Genomic DNA, 15,809 nt, shown 5'->3' with positions numbered 1-15,809 from the left:
CCCTGCCTGCCCACGGCTCAGGCGAGGCGGTCCAGGATGAGCTGGCCGGTGGGCGCCGTCGTCGGGTTGGCCTCGACGGTGATCCCCGCGCGGGCCGACTCGAGCGCCCGGGCGAACCGTTCGGGGGTGTCGGTGTGCAGGGTGAGGATGGGCTGCCCGGCCATCACGCGGTCGCCCGGCTTGGCGTGGATCTCCACGCCGGCACCGGCCTGGACCACGTCCTCGCGCCGCGCACGCCCCGCGCCCAGGCGCCAGGCGGCGATGCCGACGTCGAGGGCGTCGAGGCGGGTGAGCACGCCGTCGGCGGCGGCCAGGACCTGCTCGGTCTCCTTCGCGACCGGCAGGACGGCACCGGCGTCGCCGCCCTGGGCGGTGATCATCGCCCGCCACACGTCCATCGCCCGGCCGTCGCCCAGCGCGGCACGCACCTCGTCCTCCCCGGTCGGCCGGCCGGCCCCGGCGAGCATCTCCACGGCGAGGGCGACGGTGAGGTCGACGACGTCGCGCGGGCCCCCGCCGGAGAGCACCTCGACGGACTCCCGGACCTCGAGGGCGTTGCCGGCGGTGAGGCCGAGCGGGGTGGACATGTCGGTGATGAGCGCGACCGTGCGCACCCCGGCGTCGGTCCCGAGGTCGACCATGGTGCGGGCGAGCTCGCGGGCGGAGGCGAGGTCCTTCATGAAGGCCCCCGAGCCGACCTTGACGTCGAGCACGAGCGCCCCGGTGCCTTCGGCGATCTTCTTGCTCATGATCGACGACGCGATGAGCGGGATCGCCTCGACCGTCCCGGTGACGTCACGCAGCGCGTAGAGCTTGCGGTCGGCCGGGGCCAGGCCTGACCCGGCCTGGCAGATGACCGCTCCGACGTTCTCGAGCTGGGCCATCATCTCGTCGTTGGTCAGCGCGGCGCGCCAGCCGGGGATCGACTCGAGCTTGTCGAGGGTGCCTCCGGTGTGACCCAGCCCGCGCCCGGAGAGCTGCGGGACGGCTACGCCGAAGACGGCCACGAGCGGGGCCAGCGGCAGGGTGATCTTGTCGCCGACGCCCCCGGTCGAGTGCTTGTCCGAGGTCGGCCGGGACAGGGCGGAGAAGTCCATCCGCTCCCCCGAGGCGATCATCGCCGCGGTCCACCGGGCGATCTCGGTGCGGTCCATCCCGTTGAGCAGGATGGCCATGTTCAGCGCGGCCATCTGCTCCTCGGCGACCGCTCCGCGGGTGTAGGCGTCGATCACCCAGTCGATCTGCTCGGCGCTCAGGGTGCCGCGGTCACGCTTGACGCGGATCACGTCGACGGCGTCGAAGGCTTCGTGGGTGGGGGTGGCGGCCAGGTCGGAGGTCATCGTGGGTCTCTCTTCGTCGGGCTCAGGGGCGCGCAGGTCATGCGCGCGAGCTGAGGTCGTCGGGGCCGAAGGCGTCGGGGAGCACCTCGGTCATGGGTCGGATGCCGCGGGTGGTCTCCACGAGCAGCGTGGGTCCCCCGTGCTCCCAGAGCAGCTGGCGGCAGCGCCCGCACGGCATGAGGGTGGTGCCGTGACCGTCCACGCAGGTGAAGGCGACGAGTCTGCCTCCGCCGGAGGCCACGAGGGAGGAGATGAGCCCGCACTCGGCGCACAGCACGACGCCGTAGGCCGCGTTCTCGACGTTGCAGCCGGTCACGACCCGGCCGTCGTCGACGAGGGCCGCCGCACCCACCGGGAAGTTCGAGTAGGGGGCGTAGGCCTTGGTCATGATTTCCTGGGCGGCGCTGCGCAGCGCCGCCCAGTCGATCGCGGCCGGTGGTGTGCTGGAGGTGGTCATTTGGAGTACGGGATCCCTTCTGCGGCCGGCGGCCGCACACGGCCCACGAGGCCGGCGACGGCGAAGATCGTCGCGAGGTAGGGCAGCATCGCCAGGAACTGGCTCGGGATCGAGGACCCGACGATCCCCAGGGTCCCGCGCAGAGCCTCCGCGAAGCCGAAGAGGAGCGCGGCGAGCATCGCCCCGCGCGGGTTCCACCGGCCCAGGATCATCGCGGCGAGGGCGATGAAGCCCTTGCCTGCGGTCATCTCCTTGCCGAAGGCGAGACCCAGGGCGATGGTGAACGAGGCGCCACCGAGACCGGCGATCGCCCCACCGAGGATGGTGTTGCGCCACCGGGTGCGGTTGACCTTGATGCCGACGGTGTCGGCGGCCTTGGGGTGCTCACCCACCGAGCGCATCCGCAGACCCCACCGGCTGCGGAAGATCATCACCTGGAGGGCGACGACGACGACGAACATGATGTAGACGAGCGCCGTCTGGCGGAAGAGCATCGGCCCCACGAGGGGGATCTCCGACAGCACGGGGATGTTGATCACCGGCAGCCGGGGCGGGCTGTTCATCGTCGAGACGTTGTCCTTGAGCACGGTCGAGAACAGGAAGCTCGTCACGCCGGCGACGAGCACGTTGAGGACCACACCGACGATGATCTGGTTGACCCGGAAGGTGATCGCGAACCAGGCGAGCAGGACGGCGACGGCCGCCCCGGCCACCGGGGCCGCCACGAGCCCGGCGTAGGGGTTGGTGGCGAGCGTCGCGACCACCGCGGCGATGAAGGCACCGGCGAGGAGCTGGCCTTCGATCGCGATGTTGATGATGCCCGAGCGCTCGCACACCAGGCCTGCCATCGAGCCGAAGACGAGCGGGATGGCGAAGTACACGCCCTGGGCGAGCAGGTGCGGGACGGGGAGAGCGTTGTCCTTGCCGGCCGCGGCCCACACGAGGAAAGCGAGCACGACCGCGATCGCGAAGAGGATCGGCAACCAGGCCCCGGCCTTGCGGTGCCGGGTCGCGTAGTAGGTCGCGAGGCCGGCGAGCACGAGGGCGAAGAGCGAGAGCGCGATGGCGACCGGGCGGGCCGAGACGGTGAGCGCCGGGAGCTGGACGAAGTCCGACTTGCTCGCCAGGTTGAAGGTCGACTCGGACCCGGCCGGCGACCCGAACCCGAAGAACCACAGCGAGATCAGCCCGACGATGCCGTACCCGATCGGGGCGCGCAGGGACACCGGGGGCTGGACGACGCTGGACAAGGACTGGAGGTCGTCCTTCCCACCCGGGGTGGAGACATCTGCGGTGACGCTCATGCTGCGACCTCCTTGGTGAACGTGGTACGCGCCGCTGGGTCGGGCAGCCGGTAGATCGAGCGGACGAGCGGCGGAGCGGCGATCAGCAGCACGATGAGCGCCTGGACGACGAGCACGATGTCGATCGGCGTCCCGCTGGCCGTCTGCATGAGCGCCGAGCCGGCGCGCAGCGCACCGAACAGGGTCGCGGCGAGCACCGTGCCGAGCGGACGTGACCGTCCCAGCAGGGCGACCGTGATGGCATCGAAGCCGATCGATCCGGCGACGCCGTCCTGGAGCACTCCTTCGGTGCCCAGCACCTGGGAGACCCCACCCAACCCGGCGAGACCACCGGCGATGAGCATGACCCACAGGTAGACCGAGGGCACCGAGATTCCGGCGGTCCGGGCGGCGTCGGCGTTCTCACCCACGGCGCGGAACTTGAAGCCCCAGGTCGAGCGCTCCATCAGCCACCACGTCCCGAAGGCGGCCAGCAGGGCGAGGATCCACCCGAGGTGCAGCCGGAAGTTCGACCCCAGGATCTGGGTGAACATCGCCGTGTCCTCGAGCCGGGGCGAGATGGGGTTGTTGCTCCCTGGCCGCTTGAAGGCTGTCGTGGAGAGGAGGTAGGACATGAGGAAGATGGCGATCGAGTTGAGCATGATCGTCACGATCACCTCGTTGGCGCCGAAACGTGCCTTGAGGAACCCGGCGATGCCGGCCCAGATCGCCCCGGCGAGGAGACCCCCGATGACGGCGACGAGCACGTGCAGGTAGGGCGGGAGCTGGAAGGCGAAGCCGATGTAGGCCGCACCGATCGCGCCCAGCACCACCTGACCCTGGGCACCGATGTTGAAGAGACCGGCACGGAAGCCGATGCCCAGTCCCAGACCGGCGAAGATCAACGGGACCGATGCCGTGAGCGTCTCGGTGATCGGTTTGAACATCCGCGCCGTGGTCTGGGCCTGCGGGTCGAACACCGCTCCTCGGAAGAGCGAGGAGTAGGCACCCCACACCGCGTCCCAGACGGCGGCGACGAAGTCGCCCGGACGGGCGAAGATGTATCCCGCTGTCCGCTGGACCTCGACGTTCGCCGCGGCCACCAGGACGGCGGAGAGCGCCAGAGCCGTGACGATGGCGAGGAAGACGAGCAGGGAGCTGCTCTCGGTGATCTCACGGACCAGGGTCCGTCCCCGGGATTCGGTGGCCTCGTGCGCGGGGTTGTCGGGGGCGGGGTCGGGCGAGACTGCAGCGGGCGAACCGTCGGTGGACGGGGAGTCAGTCACGGTTGGACCTCCGGGGTGGTCTCGGCTGCAGCATCCGCGGCGGAGAGAGTGGTCGTGTGCTTGGCGGCCTCGGCCTGCGCGGCGTCGAGCGGCAGGCCACCCATCATGAGTCCGAGGACGTCGCGGGAGGTGCCGCCGGGAACGATCCCGACGATCTGCCCGCGGTACATGACGGCGATCCGGTCAGCGAGGCCGAGGACCTCGTCGAGCTCGGTCGAGACGATGATGACGGCGGTGCCGACGTCGCGCTCGGCCACGATGCGCTTGTGCACGAACTCGACGGACCCGACGTCGAGACCACGGGTGGGTTGAGAGGCGATGAGGAGCTGGAGCGGGCGGGACATCTCGCGGGCGAGGACCACCTTCTGCTGGTTGCCGCCCGAGAGCGTGCTCGCCAGGGACTTCCCGGACCCGGCCCGGACGTCGAACTGCTCGATGTACTTGGCGGCGTTGTCAGCGACGGCCTTCTGGTCGATCGAGGCACCACGGGCGAAGGGGGCACGATCATGCAGGTCGAGGATGAGGTTCTCCTCGATCGAGAAGCTGCTGATCAGCCCATCCTTGCTGCGGTCCTCCGGGACGAAGCCGACCCCGGCGCGCAGCACCTCTCGGACGCTGCGTCCCGTGAGCTCGGTGCTCCCGAGCCGGATCGACCCGGTGACTCCCGGCTGCATGCCCAGGATCGCCTCGGTGAGCTCGGTCTGCCCGTTGCCCTGGACGCCGGCGACCGCGAGGATCTCTCCGGAGGCGACGTCGAAGCTCACGTCGTCGACGACGACCGTGCCGGAGGGGCTGCGCACCGACAGGTGGGAGACCTCGAGCCGGGCTTCGCCGGGCTTCGCGGGAGTCTTGTCGACGCCGAGGGAGACGCTGCGCCCGACCATGGCGGAGGCGAGCTCCATCTCTGAGGCACTCGGCAGCGCCGACCCGACGACCTTGCCGCGCCGGATGACGGTGATGCGGTCCGCGACGGCTCGCACCTCGCGGAGCTTGTGGGTGATGAAGACGATCGAGGTGCCCGCGGCCTTGAGCTGGCGCATGATCTCGATGAGCTCGTCGGTCTCCTGGGGCGTGAGGACCGCGGTGGGCTCGTCGAGGATGAGCACCGAGGCGTCGCGGGACAGGGCCTTGACGATCTCGACGCGCTGCTGCGCCCCGACCGGCAGGTCCTCGATGAGAGCGTCGGGGTCGATGTCGAAGCCGAACCGGTCAGAGATCTCGCGCACCCGGGCACGGGCGGTCTTGAGGTCGATCAGCCGACCACCCTTGATCGGCTCGTGGCCGAGGATGACGTTCTCGGCCACGGTGAAGACCGGGACGAGCATGAAGTGCTGGTGGACCATCCCGATCCCGGCGGCCATCGCGTCGCCGGGCCCGGCGAAGGTCCGTGGCACGTCGTCGATGAGGATCTCGCCGTCGTCGGGGTCGTAGAAGCCGTAGAGCACGTTCATGAGCGTGCTCTTGCCCGCTCCGTTCTCACCGAGCAGGGCGTGGATCTCCCCCGGCTCGACCACGAGGTCGATGTGGTCGTTCGCGACCAGCGAGCCGAAGACCTTCGTGATCCCCCGCAGCTCTAGCTTCATCCTGATGAGCCCTTCACATTCGACGGATGCCGGACAGGTGTGACTGCCATCACTCTCCCACGCTGGGAGTCGTCCGGCACAGACGCGAGTGGCCCTGGGCATCAGCCCAGGGCCACTCGCTCGGAGACTACTGAACCGGGGTCGCGCTGACGGACTCGACGACGAGGTCGCCGCTGATGATCTGCTCCTTGAGCGCGTCGATCTGCGCCTGGAGCTCGGCCGGGACCTCGGACTCGAGGTCGTGGTACGGAGCGAGCGAGACGCCGCCGTTCTCGAGGGTGCCCACGTACGGGGTGGCGTCGAAGTCGCCGGTGCTCGTGGTCTCGATGACGTCGAAGACGGACTGGCCGATCTCCTTCATGACCGAGGTGAGGATCAGGCCCTTGTACTGGGCGAGGTTCTCCTGCATGAAGCCGTCGGAGTCGACCCAGATGACCTTGACGCCCTCGTGCTGGCTGGCGGATGCGAGCGCACCCTCACCGACCGGTCCGGCGACGGGGAGGATGATGTCAGCGCCACCGGCGATGAAGCCGTCGGTGAGCGAGGTGCCCACACCCTTGTCCTCGAAGGTCTCCGAGAAGGACCCCTGCTGGGTGTCCTTGTCCCAGCCGAGGACCTTGACGGAGTCGCCGTTGTCCTCGTTGAACTTCGCGACGCCGTCGACGAAGCCGTCCATGAAGATCGTCACGGACGGGTAGGGCTGGCCGCCGAAGGTGGCGACGGTCTTGGTCTCGCTCATGCCTGCGGCGAGGTAGCCCGCGAGGAAGGCGGCTTCCTGGGTGTTGAACAGCAGCGGCTTGACGTTCTCACGCGCCGGGTCGACCCCGGAGTCGATGAGCGCGAAGTTCTGCTCGGGGGTCTGGTCGGCAGCGGCCGCCGTCGCGTCGGCCAGGTTGAACCCGACCGTGACGATGAGGTTGCAGTTGGCCTGGACCATGGAGTCGACGTTGCCCGTGTACTGGCCGGCGTCGGTGGACTCCGCCGTCGCGGTCTCGATGCCGAGGTCGCTCTTCGCCTTCTCGAGTCCTTCGAAGCCGGACTGGTTGAACGAGTTGTCGTTGAACCCGCCGAAGTCGGAGACCATGCAGGCCTTGAAGTCGGTGGCCTCGGCACCGGCGGAGGTGGTCGCGCCACCACCTGCGGTGGTCGCGCTGTCGTCGGGGGCGTCGCCGCACGCCGTCAGGGCCAAGGCTGCGACGGCGGTGATCGCCGCGAACTGAGCAACTCTCTTCACTGGAACTCCAAGTGTGCTTGTCGAGGAGCTGCCCGATCAGGTCTAGAGCACGCCAGCGACGCTGCTGTTTCGCGATCACGGGCCGGGCAGCCCTTTGTTCACTTGAACCCTAGTGGTGGCGAGGTTAACGCGCTGTTACTGGGGCGTAACACGCGCGGTTCGTTATGGAACTGCAAGCACAGTCTGCGGACCGAACACCGACGTCCACATCATGAGATTCCTGGTCGGTGCGCTGCGCTATCGCCCGGTGACCGCGACCCTGGCCAGCACCGCGACCCCCGCGACGATCGCCCGCTCGTCCACCTGGAGGTCGCCCTGGTGGATGTCGTAGGTGCGCCCGCCCGGGGTGCGGGTCCCCAACCGGGCCATCGCCCCGTGCACCTTCGTCAGGTACCAGGCGAAGTCCTCGCCGCCGAGGGACTGCTCGGTGAGCAGGACCGAGTGCGGGCCGAGCACCTCGCGGGCGGCCGTCTCCAGCGCCGTCGTGCACAGCTCGTCGTTCTCGACCGGCGGGACACCGCGGTGGTGGACGACCTCGACGCCGACGCCGTAGGGCTCGGCGATCTGCTCGACGGCGTCGTGCAGCACCTGGGCGGCCTGCTCCCAGGCGCGCACGTCGAGGCAGCGCAGCGTGCCCCGCACGGTGCCGGTGGTGGGGATCGCGTTGTGCGCCTGGCCCGCCGAGACCGCGCCCCAGGTGAGGTTGACCCCCGAGCGCGGGTCGAGGCGGCGCCCGAGGACCGCCGGGACCTGGGTGATGATCTGCCCGAGGGCGTAGACGACGTCCCCGGTCAGATGCGGGCGGGAGGTGTGCCCGCCCGAGGAGCTCACGGTCACGGTCACCTCGTCCGAGGCGGAGGTGATCGGCCCGATCCGGGTCCCGATGCTCCCGGCGTCCACCTTCGGGTCGCAGTGCACCGCGTAGATCTCGTTGACGCCGTCGAGCACGCCCTGGTCGAGCAGGTCGAGCGCACCGCCGGGCTGGACCTCCTCGGCCGGCTGGAAGATCAGCCGGACCGGGCGGGTGAGCTCCCCGGCCTTGTGCAGCTCAGCCAGCACCAGCCCGACGCCGAGCACGACAGTCGTGTGCACGTCGTGCCCGCAGGCGTGGGCCGCACCGTGCACGGTGGAGGCGAAGGGCAGCCCGGTGGTCTCCACGAGCGGCAGTGCGTCGATGTCCGCGCGCAGCGCGATCCGGCGCAGCCCGGTCAGCGCGGGGCTGGGACCGATGTCGCAGGTGAGGCCGGTGCCGAGGAGCAGCCGCGGCTCCAGGCCGGCGCGGGTCAGGCGGTCGGCGACGAGCGCCGTCGTGCGGGTCTCGGTGCGTGCGACCTCAGGGTGGGCGTGGATGTCGCGGCGGATGGCGACCAGCTCCTCGTGGAACTGCTCGGCAAGCTCGACGACCCGGGCGGCAGTGGCGAATTGACTCACCTCCTGAGGTTAGTCCCGTCGCAGGTACGCCAGTGCCGCCGTTCGCCCGCTGATACCGGTCACCGCGCGCGATGCCTAGAGCAGCTCTTCGAGCCCACGCTCGCGGAGCTCGACGACGATGTCCTTGACCTGCTGCGCGCGCGCCCGGGTGGTGACCAGCAGCGCGTCCGGGGTGTCGACGACGACGACGTCGTCGAGGCCGAGGATCGTGATGACGCGCTTGCCCGAGGGGACCACGACCGAGCCCGCGCTCTGCACACGGACGACCTGGCCGGCGTCGCCCAGGACCTTCGAGCCCGCCTCGTCGTCGGCCGGGAGCAGTGCGGCGAGGGAGTTGAAGTCCCCGACGTCGTCCCAGCCGAAGTTGCCCGGGACCACGACGACGCCGCCCGCGTCGGCCACCGGCTCGGCGACGGCGTGGTCGATCGCGATCTTCTCCAGCCCGGGCCACACCCGGGCCAGGACCTCCTCGCGCTCGGGGGTGTCCCAGGCCTTCGCGATGGTCATCAGGCCCGCGTGCAGCGCCGGGCGCTGGGTGGCGAGGTGACCGAGCAGGACCGAGGTCTTGGTGATGAACATGCCGGCGTTCCAGCGATACTCCCCCGTGGCGAGGTAGCGCTGCGCGGTGATCGCGTCCGGCTTCTCGGTGAAGCCGACCACGTGCTGGGCGCTCGGGGCGCCGTCCAGACCCAGCGGCTCGCCGCTGTGGATGTACCCGAAGGCCGTCGAGGGGCGCGAGGCCGCGATCCCGATCGTCACGACGTAGCCCTCCTGCGCGGCGCGCACACCCTCGCGGACGGCCTGCTCGAAGGCCGCGGCACCGGTGATCACCTGGTCGGCGGCGAAGGAGCCGATGACGACGTCGCCGGAGCGCTCCGCGAGCACCGCCGCAGCCAGGCCGATCGCGGCCATGGAGTCGCGCGGGGACGGCTCGGCGAGGATGTTCGTCGCGTCGACCTCAGGGAGCTGGGCGCCGACCGCGGCGGCGTGCGCCGTCCCAGTGACCACGACGACGCCGCCGGGGCCGGTCAGGCCGGTGATGCGATCGACGGTCGCCTGGATGAGCGACCGGCCGGAGCCGGTGAGGTCGTGCAGGAACTTCGGCGAACCCGACCGGGACAGCGGCCACAGGCGCGTGCCCGCCCCGCCGGCAGGGATGACCGCGTAGAAGTCAGGGATGGGAGTCGTCGTCGAAGGCATGGTCCTGAGCATACTGAGTGCGGACCCATCGCCTCGACGCTGAGGTGACATAGGTCACGATTGCGTACTGAGGTCGCGTCGCGCGCCGTCCTCGACCGATCGAGCACAGAACGTTCACTACAGTGGGTTGTGACAGACGGTCGTGGACAACGTTGCCCACGATCTCCACGGGAGCACCGGACTTGCCAGTTCCGCCCCCCTGATCTCGCCACAGGAGGCGCCCAAGTGCCTAGTGCACCTGCTGGCACGTTGTACCGCGGCCGCGAAGGCATGTGGTCCTGGGTCGCGCATCGCGTGACCGGCGTGCTGATCTTCTTCTTCCTACTCGTCCACGTCCTCGACACCGCACTCGTGCGGGTCTCCCCCGAGGCGTACAACGCGGTGATCGGCACCTACCAGACCCCCGTCATGGGTCTGGGCGAGGCCGGCCTCGTCGCCGCCATCGTGTTCCATGCCTTCAACGGTATCCGCATCATCCTGGTGGACTTCTGGGCCAAGGGTCCTAGGTACCAGCGCGTCATGCTCTGGGTCGTGGTGGGACTGTTCGTCGTCACGATGGCCGGGTTCCTTCCCCGCCACCTCATCAACGTCTTCAGCGGAGGCCACTGATGACCACGCACGCACCCACGCTGCCCGACCCGCGTGAGGCCTACAAGCGGCTCAAGACCACCCGGACCAACTTCGAGCTGTACGGCTGGGTCTTCATGCGCGCCTCCGGCGTGATCCTCCTCGTCCTCGTCTTCGGTCACCTCTTCGTCAACCTCATGGTCGGCGAAGGCGTGCACGCGATCGACTTCGCCTTCGTCGGTGGCAAGTGGTCGAGCCCGTTCTGGCAGGTCTGGGACCTGATGATGCTGTGGCTCGCGATGATGCACGGCACCAACGGGGTCCGCACGATCATCAACGACTACGCCGAGCGTCCTCTGGTGCGGATGTGGCTGAAGATCGCGCTGTACGTCGCCTTCGTCGTCGTCACCGTCGTCGGCACGCTCGTGATCTTCACGTTCACCCCGTGCCCCGTCGGCGCACCCGCGGACCTGCTCCCCTCGATCTGCACGTAGCTCTTTCGTCCCCCCTACTCGTCACGAGGAGGCATCGTCCCCGATGCAAACCCATCAGTACGACGTCGTGATCGTCGGCGCTGGCGGCGCGGGCATGCGCGCCGCCCTTGAGTCTTCCGGCCAGGTGCGCACCGCGGTCATCTCCAAGCTCTACCCCACCCGGTCCCACACGGGCGCTGCCCAGGGCGGCATGTGCGCCGCCCTGGCCAACGTCGAGGAGGACAACTGGGAGTGGCACACCTTCGACACGGTCAAGGGTGGCGACTACCTCGTCGACCAGGACGCCGCGGAGGTGATGGCCAAGGAGGCCATCGAGGCCGTGCTCGACCTCGAGCGGATGGGTCTGCCGTTCAACCGCACGCCCGAGGGCAAGATCGACCAGCGTCGCTTCGGCGGCCACACCCGCAACCACGGCGAGGCCGCCGTGCGTCGTGCGTGCTACGCCGCGGACCGCACCGGTCACATGATCCTGCAGACGCTCTACCAGAACTGCATCAAGCAGGACGTCGAGTTCTTCAACGAGTTCTACGTCCTCGACCTCATCGTCGACCATGACCTCTCCGCGGGGAACGTCGCCGACGGCGAGACGGTCAACGCGACCGGCGTCGTCGCCTACGACCTCGCCACCGGCGAGATCCACATCTTCCAGGCCAAGGCGATCATCTTCGCCACCGGCGGGGCCGGCAAGATCTTCAAGACGACGTCCAACGCGCACACCCTCACCGGTGACGGCATGGCCCTCGCCTACCGTCGCGGGCTGCCGCTCGAGGACATGGAGTTCTTCCAGTTCCACCCGACCGGTCTGGCCGGCCTGGGCATCCTGCTCTCCGAGGCCGCCCGCGGTGAGGGTGGCATCCTGCGCAACGGTGACGGTGAGCGCTTCATGGAGCGCTACGCCCCGACCATCAAGGACCTCGCCCCCCGTGACATCGTGGCGCGGTCGATGGCCAACGAGGTCCGCGAAGGCCGCGGCGCCGGGCCGAACAAGGACTACGTCCTGCTCGACCTGACCCACCTCGAGCCTGCGCACATCGACGCCAAGCTCCCCGACATCACCGAGTTCGCGCGCACGTACCTGGGCATCGAGCCCTACACCGAGCCGATCCCGGTCTACCCCACCGCCCACTACGCGATGGGCGGCATCCCCACGAACATCGAGGGTGAGGTGCTGCGCAACGAGACCGACGTCGTCAACGGCCTCTACGCTGCCGGCGAGGTCGCCTGCGTCTCGGTGCACGGCTCCAACCGCCTGGGCACCAACTCGCTCCTGGACATCAACGTCTTCGGCAAGCGGGCCGGCCGTGCCGCCGCCGCCTACGCCAAGACCGCGCAGTTCCACGACCTGCCCGTCGACGCCGCGGACCGCACGATCGCCCAGCTCGAGGAGATGCGCGAGCGTCCCCAGGGTGAGCGGGTCTCCGACGTGCGCACCGCCCTGCAGGTCACGATGGACGCGAACGCCCAGGTGTTCCGCACCCACGAGTCCCTGACCCAGGCCACGGACGACATCCGCGCCCTGCAGGCCCGGTTCAAGAACGTCTCGGTCCAGGACAAGGGCAAGATGTTCAACACCGACCTCCTCGAGGCCCTCGAGCTCGGGTTCCTGCTCGACATCGCCGAGACGGTCGTGCTGGGTGCGCTCAACCGCAAGGAGTCCCGCGGCGGGCACTTCCGCGAGGACTTCCCCGACCGCGACGACGCCAACTACATGCGTCACACGATGGCCTACCGTCGTCCCCTGGACGGCACCGAGGCAGCCACCGCTCTCGCCGAGGCCGGCCAGGGTGACATCGCACCGGAGAACGCGTTCACGCACGTCTCCGACTTTGAGAACTACAAGGTCATGCTCGGCTCCAAGCCCGTCACCATGACCCGGTACGAGCCGATGGAGCGAAAGTACTGATGACTGCCACCCTGGAATCCTCCGCCCCCACGGCGATCGGTGAGATCCCCAGCTTCGACGTCACCATCCGGCTGCGGCGCTACCTGCCCGAGTCCGGCCGCGGCGAGGAGTCGTACTGGGAAGAGTTCGTCGTCCCGGTGCACGGCACCGACCGCGTGCTCGACGCACTGCACAAGATCAAGTGGGAGCAGGACGGCTCGCTGACCTTCCGTCGCTCGTGCGCCCACGGTGTGTGCGGGTCCGACGCGATGCGCATCAACGGCCGGAACCGGCTCGCCTGCAAGACGCTCCTCAAGGACGTCAACCCGGACAAGCCGATCACCGTCGAGCCGATCAAGGGCCTGCCGGTGATCAAGGACCTCGTCGTGGACATGGAGCCGTTCTTCGCCTCCTTCCGCGAGATCATGCCGTTCCTCATCACCACCGGCAACCAGCCCAGCGGTGAGCGCATCCAGTCCTCCGAGCAGCGTGAGCGCTTCGACGACACTACCAAGTGCATCCTGTGCGCGGCGTGCACGTCGTCGTGCCCGGTGTTCTGGACCGACGGGCAGTACTTCGGCCCGGCCGCGATCGTCAACGCGCACCGGTTCATCTTCGACTCGCGCGACGAGGGCGCCGAGAAGCGCCTGGAGATCCTCAACGACAAGGAAGGGGTGTGGCGCTGCCGCACCACCTTCAACTGCACCGAGGCGTGCCCGCGTGGCATCGAGGTCACCAAGGCGATCCAAGAGGTCAAGCGGGCGATGATCACCCGAGCCTTCTGAGGCTGCTCGCTCCGTGCGGAGCGTGCACTGCCCTGCTTCACTGCGCTGCCCGACGGCGGTCCCTTCCTGGGGCCGCCGTCGTCGCGTTGGGGGGTGGGTGGGTTGGCCTGGTCGGGAATGTCAGAGGGTCGAGCTAGGGTCGGGGTAGGGGTTGGGAGGCCCGGGATTCCGGGGTTTCTGGGGTGGTGGTCGGCTGGTGGTGGGGCCCTCGGATTGAATGTCGGAGGGTCGGGCTAGGGTCGGGGTAGTGGTTGGGAACCGGGCGATATGGGTTCTCTCGGGCATGGTTTTTCGTCTTTCGACAGTGACGTCGGGTGGTGAGTCATGGCAGGCACCGCGAGCAGAGCGGCGGGTACCGCGGCGGGCACCGCGAGCACTGCGACGCGCAGCTCGGGTGGGTTGACGCTGTTCGGTGAGGTGCCGGGCGCGAGCGTCGGGCTGCCTGCTCCGGCCGCTCCGGCTGGTGTGTCGGTGGTGGTGCAGTCGCGGGTGCGGTGCGCGCGGATCGCGGAGCTGGATCGGTCGATCGCGGTGTTGACGGCGGAGCGGGCGGGGTTGCTGGTCGCCGAGCGCGAGTGTGCGGTGTGGAAGGAGGCGGGGTTCGCCTCGTTCGAGGCGTGGCGGGGGCAGGTCTCCGGTGAAGGGCTGCGGTCCGCGCGGACGCAGGTGAGCGTGGCGGTGATGCTGGAGGAGTCCCCCGAGGCCGCGGACGCGGTGGCCACCGGTGCGGTGACGTTGGTGCACGCGCAGGTGCTGGGCAAGGTCCGCGAGCGGGCGCAGCGCACCGTCCGTGGGGCGCTGAGCAGTGCTGACACGCGCGAGCTGGTGGACCTGGCGGCGGGTGAGGATGCGGATTCGTTCGCCAAGACCGCGGACCAGTGGTTGGCGCGCCGGGACAGCGTCGCCCACGACGCCACGCACGAGGAGTCGCGTCGGCGCCGGTTCCTCTCGATCAGTCACACCCCGACCGGCACGCACATCAAGGGGTTCTTGGACGTGGTGGCCGGGCAGAGCGTGCAGATCGCGGTGGAGGCGGCGATGAACCGCCCCGAGGCCGGTGACGACCGTGACTACGGCCAACGGTGCGCGGACGCCCTGGTGGACGTGGCCGACCGGGCAGTCAACGGGGGCTCCCTCAAAGGTGGGGCGCTGGTGCGCCCGCACGTGTCGGTGATCATGACCGAGGCCACGTTCGCCCAGGCCCAGCGTGAGCTGACCCGCCGCGCCGCCCAAGCAGCAGCCGAAGCCGCGGGCGCCAGTCCCGACGCTGACGTCGGTGCTGAGGTGGGTGTGCCGGGGTTGGTGGATCCGGTGACGTTCGAGGACGGGACCCCGGTCCCGCTCAGCGAGGTCGCCCGGATCCTGTGCGACGCCGAGCTTACCCGGATCGTGGTGACGGCAGAGGGCGTCCCGGTCAACCTGGGCCGCACCGCACGGGTGTACTCCCGCGAGCAACGCCGGGCGATCATCGCCCGCGACCGCGGCTGCCAGTTCACCGGCTGCGCCCACCCCGCCCGCTGGTGCGAGGTCCACCACATCCACTGGTGGGACCGAGACCACGGAGAGACCTCCCTCGACAACGGCATCCTGCTCTGCCGCTTCCATCACCAAGAGGTGCACCGCAAGAACCTCACCATCCACCGCCGCACCGGCGGAACCCGCGAGGTACGGGCCACCCGCCACAAGGGGCGGGAAGCGTCGGGCCGGGAAGCGCCGGGCCGGGAAGCATCCCCGGCCAGAGCAGACTGCCGCGTGGGATACCAGCGCGTGCTGACAGCACCGCCGGCCGCAGGAGCGAAGCTCGCGGCCGGACTCGAACACGCGGCCCAACCCGATCGAGACTCCAGTCACGACCACGACCACGACCACGACCACGAGAGAGGCGACCACGAGGTGAGTCTGGCTCACTGCACGAGAGCCGACCACGTCGCGATCTGGACCTCGTCGAGGCGGCCAGCCGCGAGTCAGCCGCCAGGATGTCGAGACCGGATCAGACCACCGAGGCACTCGGTCGGGAAGGCCCCACCCCGGGACCTGGATGAGACCGACCCACCAAACCCACCAGTCCCACCAAGCCCACCAAACCCACCAGTCAGGGGACGCCCGCCAGGCTCATCCGTCAGAGGCAGCATGCCCACCTCACCGGTCAGAGGACCGGGAGTCGTGAACCACTCTCAGGGCAGACGGTCGGGACTGGAACGAGCAGTCGTGCACGGCGCACTGGTCGACGATCCCGTGCACGGCACACTCGTCGACGATCCCTAGCG

The 15,809-nt window shown here is 69.4% G+C and carries 13 protein-coding genes; 5 read left to right on the top strand and 8 right to left on the bottom strand.

Translation table 11 applies throughout. The features are described from left to right. Positions 1-17: 17 nt before the first annotated feature. The 8 genes from ACWA15_RS05675 to ACWA15_RS05640 all read right to left on the bottom strand — a co-directional run bounded on the left by ACWA15_RS05675 (position 18) and on the right by ACWA15_RS05640 (position 9,814). Positions 18-1,340: a thymidine phosphorylase gene (locus ACWA15_RS05675; RefSeq protein WP_464058465.1), complete on the bottom strand. Its 1,323-nt coding sequence runs from the start codon at positions 1,338-1,340 to the stop codon at positions 18-20. A gap of 37 nt (positions 1,341-1,377) precedes the next feature. Next, positions 1,378-1,797 carry a cytidine deaminase gene (locus tag ACWA15_RS05670; RefSeq protein WP_464058464.1) on the bottom strand — a complete coding sequence of 140 codons (420 nt, stop codon included), beginning with the start codon at positions 1,795-1,797 and terminating at the stop codon, positions 1,378-1,380. Next, positions 1,794-3,101, bottom strand: a complete 1,308-nt coding sequence (locus ACWA15_RS05665) for an ABC transporter permease (RefSeq protein WP_464058463.1) — start codon at positions 3,099-3,101, stop codon at positions 1,794-1,796. The genes ACWA15_RS05670 and ACWA15_RS05665 overlap by 4 nt, the downstream gene beginning before the upstream one ends. Beyond that, positions 3,098-4,366 carry an ABC transporter permease gene (locus ACWA15_RS05660; RefSeq protein WP_464058462.1) on the bottom strand — a complete coding sequence of 423 codons (1,269 nt, stop codon included), beginning with the start codon at positions 4,364-4,366 and terminating at the stop codon, positions 3,098-3,100. Before ACWA15_RS05660 ends, ACWA15_RS05665 begins: the two co-directional genes overlap by 4 nt. Next, complete coding sequence (locus ACWA15_RS05655; RefSeq protein ID WP_464058461.1) at positions 4,363-5,949, bottom strand: ABC transporter ATP-binding protein; 1,587 nt, start codon at positions 5,947-5,949, stop codon at positions 4,363-4,365. The genes ACWA15_RS05660 and ACWA15_RS05655 overlap by 4 nt, the downstream gene beginning before the upstream one ends. 127 nt (positions 5,950-6,076) lie before the next feature. Beyond that, positions 6,077-7,183, bottom strand: coding sequence for a BMP family lipoprotein (locus ACWA15_RS05650; RefSeq protein WP_464058460.1), 1,107 nt, complete (start codon positions 7,181-7,183; stop codon positions 6,077-6,079). A 237-nt stretch (positions 7,184-7,420) separates the two neighbouring features. Continuing rightward, positions 7,421-8,614, bottom strand: coding sequence for an amidohydrolase (locus ACWA15_RS05645; RefSeq protein ID WP_464058459.1), 1,194 nt, complete (start codon positions 8,612-8,614; stop codon positions 7,421-7,423). A gap of 75 nt (positions 8,615-8,689) precedes the next feature. Further along, positions 8,690-9,814, bottom strand: a complete 1,125-nt coding sequence (locus ACWA15_RS05640; RefSeq protein ID WP_464058458.1) for a mannose-1-phosphate guanylyltransferase — start codon at positions 9,812-9,814, stop codon at positions 8,690-8,692. Positions 9,815-10,084: 270 nt separating this feature from the next. Here ACWA15_RS05640 and sdhC point away from each other — a divergent pair, with 270 nt between their 5' ends. The 5 genes from sdhC (at position 10,085) to ACWA15_RS05615 (ending at position 15,807) form a co-directional block, all read left to right on the top strand. Beyond that, positions 10,085-10,423 (top strand): succinate dehydrogenase, cytochrome b556 subunit, encoded by a 339-nt coding sequence (sdhC, locus tag ACWA15_RS05635; protein WP_464059425.1) that lies wholly within the window; start codon positions 10,085-10,087, stop codon positions 10,421-10,423. Further along, positions 10,423-10,875, top strand: coding sequence for a succinate dehydrogenase hydrophobic membrane anchor subunit (locus ACWA15_RS05630; protein ID WP_464058457.1), 453 nt, complete (start codon positions 10,423-10,425; stop codon positions 10,873-10,875). The genes sdhC and ACWA15_RS05630 overlap by 1 nt, the downstream gene beginning before the upstream one ends. Positions 10,876-10,918: 43 nt before the next feature. Further along, the gene (gene sdhA, locus ACWA15_RS05625) at positions 10,919-12,778 is read left to right on the top strand and encodes a succinate dehydrogenase flavoprotein subunit (protein ID WP_464058456.1); all 1,860 of its coding nucleotides are present in this window, start codon (positions 10,919-10,921) and stop codon (positions 12,776-12,778) included. Further along, positions 12,778-13,542, top strand: coding sequence for a succinate dehydrogenase iron-sulfur subunit (locus ACWA15_RS05620; protein ID WP_464058455.1), 765 nt, complete (start codon positions 12,778-12,780; stop codon positions 13,540-13,542). The genes sdhA and ACWA15_RS05620 overlap by 1 nt, the downstream gene beginning before the upstream one ends. 324 nt (positions 13,543-13,866) lie before the next feature. After that, positions 13,867-15,807 carry an HNH endonuclease signature motif containing protein gene (locus ACWA15_RS05615; RefSeq protein ID WP_464058454.1) on the top strand — a complete coding sequence of 647 codons (1,941 nt, stop codon included), beginning with the start codon at positions 13,867-13,869 and terminating at the stop codon, positions 15,805-15,807. Positions 15,808-15,809 lie beyond the last annotated feature (2 nt).

Source organism: Sanguibacter sp. TS_SC_8 (assembly GCF_055361235.1).
This window is presented reverse-complemented; position numbering and strand designations above follow the sequence as displayed.

Coding starts and splice junctions, on each gene's coding strand:
- ACWA15_RS05615 (WP_464058454.1), top strand. CDS start 13,867: ATGGCAGGCACCGCGAGCAGAGCGGCGGGTACCGCGGCGGGCACCGCG.
- ACWA15_RS05665 (WP_464058463.1), bottom strand. CDS start 3,101: ATGAGCGTCACCGCAGATGTCTCCACCCCGGGTGGGAAGGACGACCTC.
- ACWA15_RS05655 (WP_464058461.1), bottom strand. CDS start 5,949: ATGAAGCTAGAGCTGCGGGGGATCACGAAGGTCTTCGGCTCGCTGGTC.
- ACWA15_RS05670 (WP_464058464.1), bottom strand. CDS start 1,797: ATGACCACCTCCAGCACACCACCGGCCGCGATCGACTGGGCGGCGCTG.
- ACWA15_RS05640 (WP_464058458.1), bottom strand. CDS start 9,814: ATGCCTTCGACGACGACTCCCATCCCTGACTTCTACGCGGTCATCCCT.
- ACWA15_RS05630 (WP_464058457.1), top strand. CDS start 10,423: ATGACCACGCACGCACCCACGCTGCCCGACCCGCGTGAGGCCTACAAG.
- ACWA15_RS05620 (WP_464058455.1), top strand. CDS start 12,778: ATGACTGCCACCCTGGAATCCTCCGCCCCCACGGCGATCGGTGAGATC.
- sdhA (WP_464058456.1), top strand. CDS start 10,919: ATGCAAACCCATCAGTACGACGTCGTGATCGTCGGCGCTGGCGGCGCG.
- ACWA15_RS05675 (WP_464058465.1), bottom strand. CDS start 1,340: ATGACCTCCGACCTGGCCGCCACCCCCACCCACGAAGCCTTCGACGCC.
- sdhC (WP_464059425.1), top strand. CDS start 10,085: ATGTGGTCCTGGGTCGCGCATCGCGTGACCGGCGTGCTGATCTTCTTC.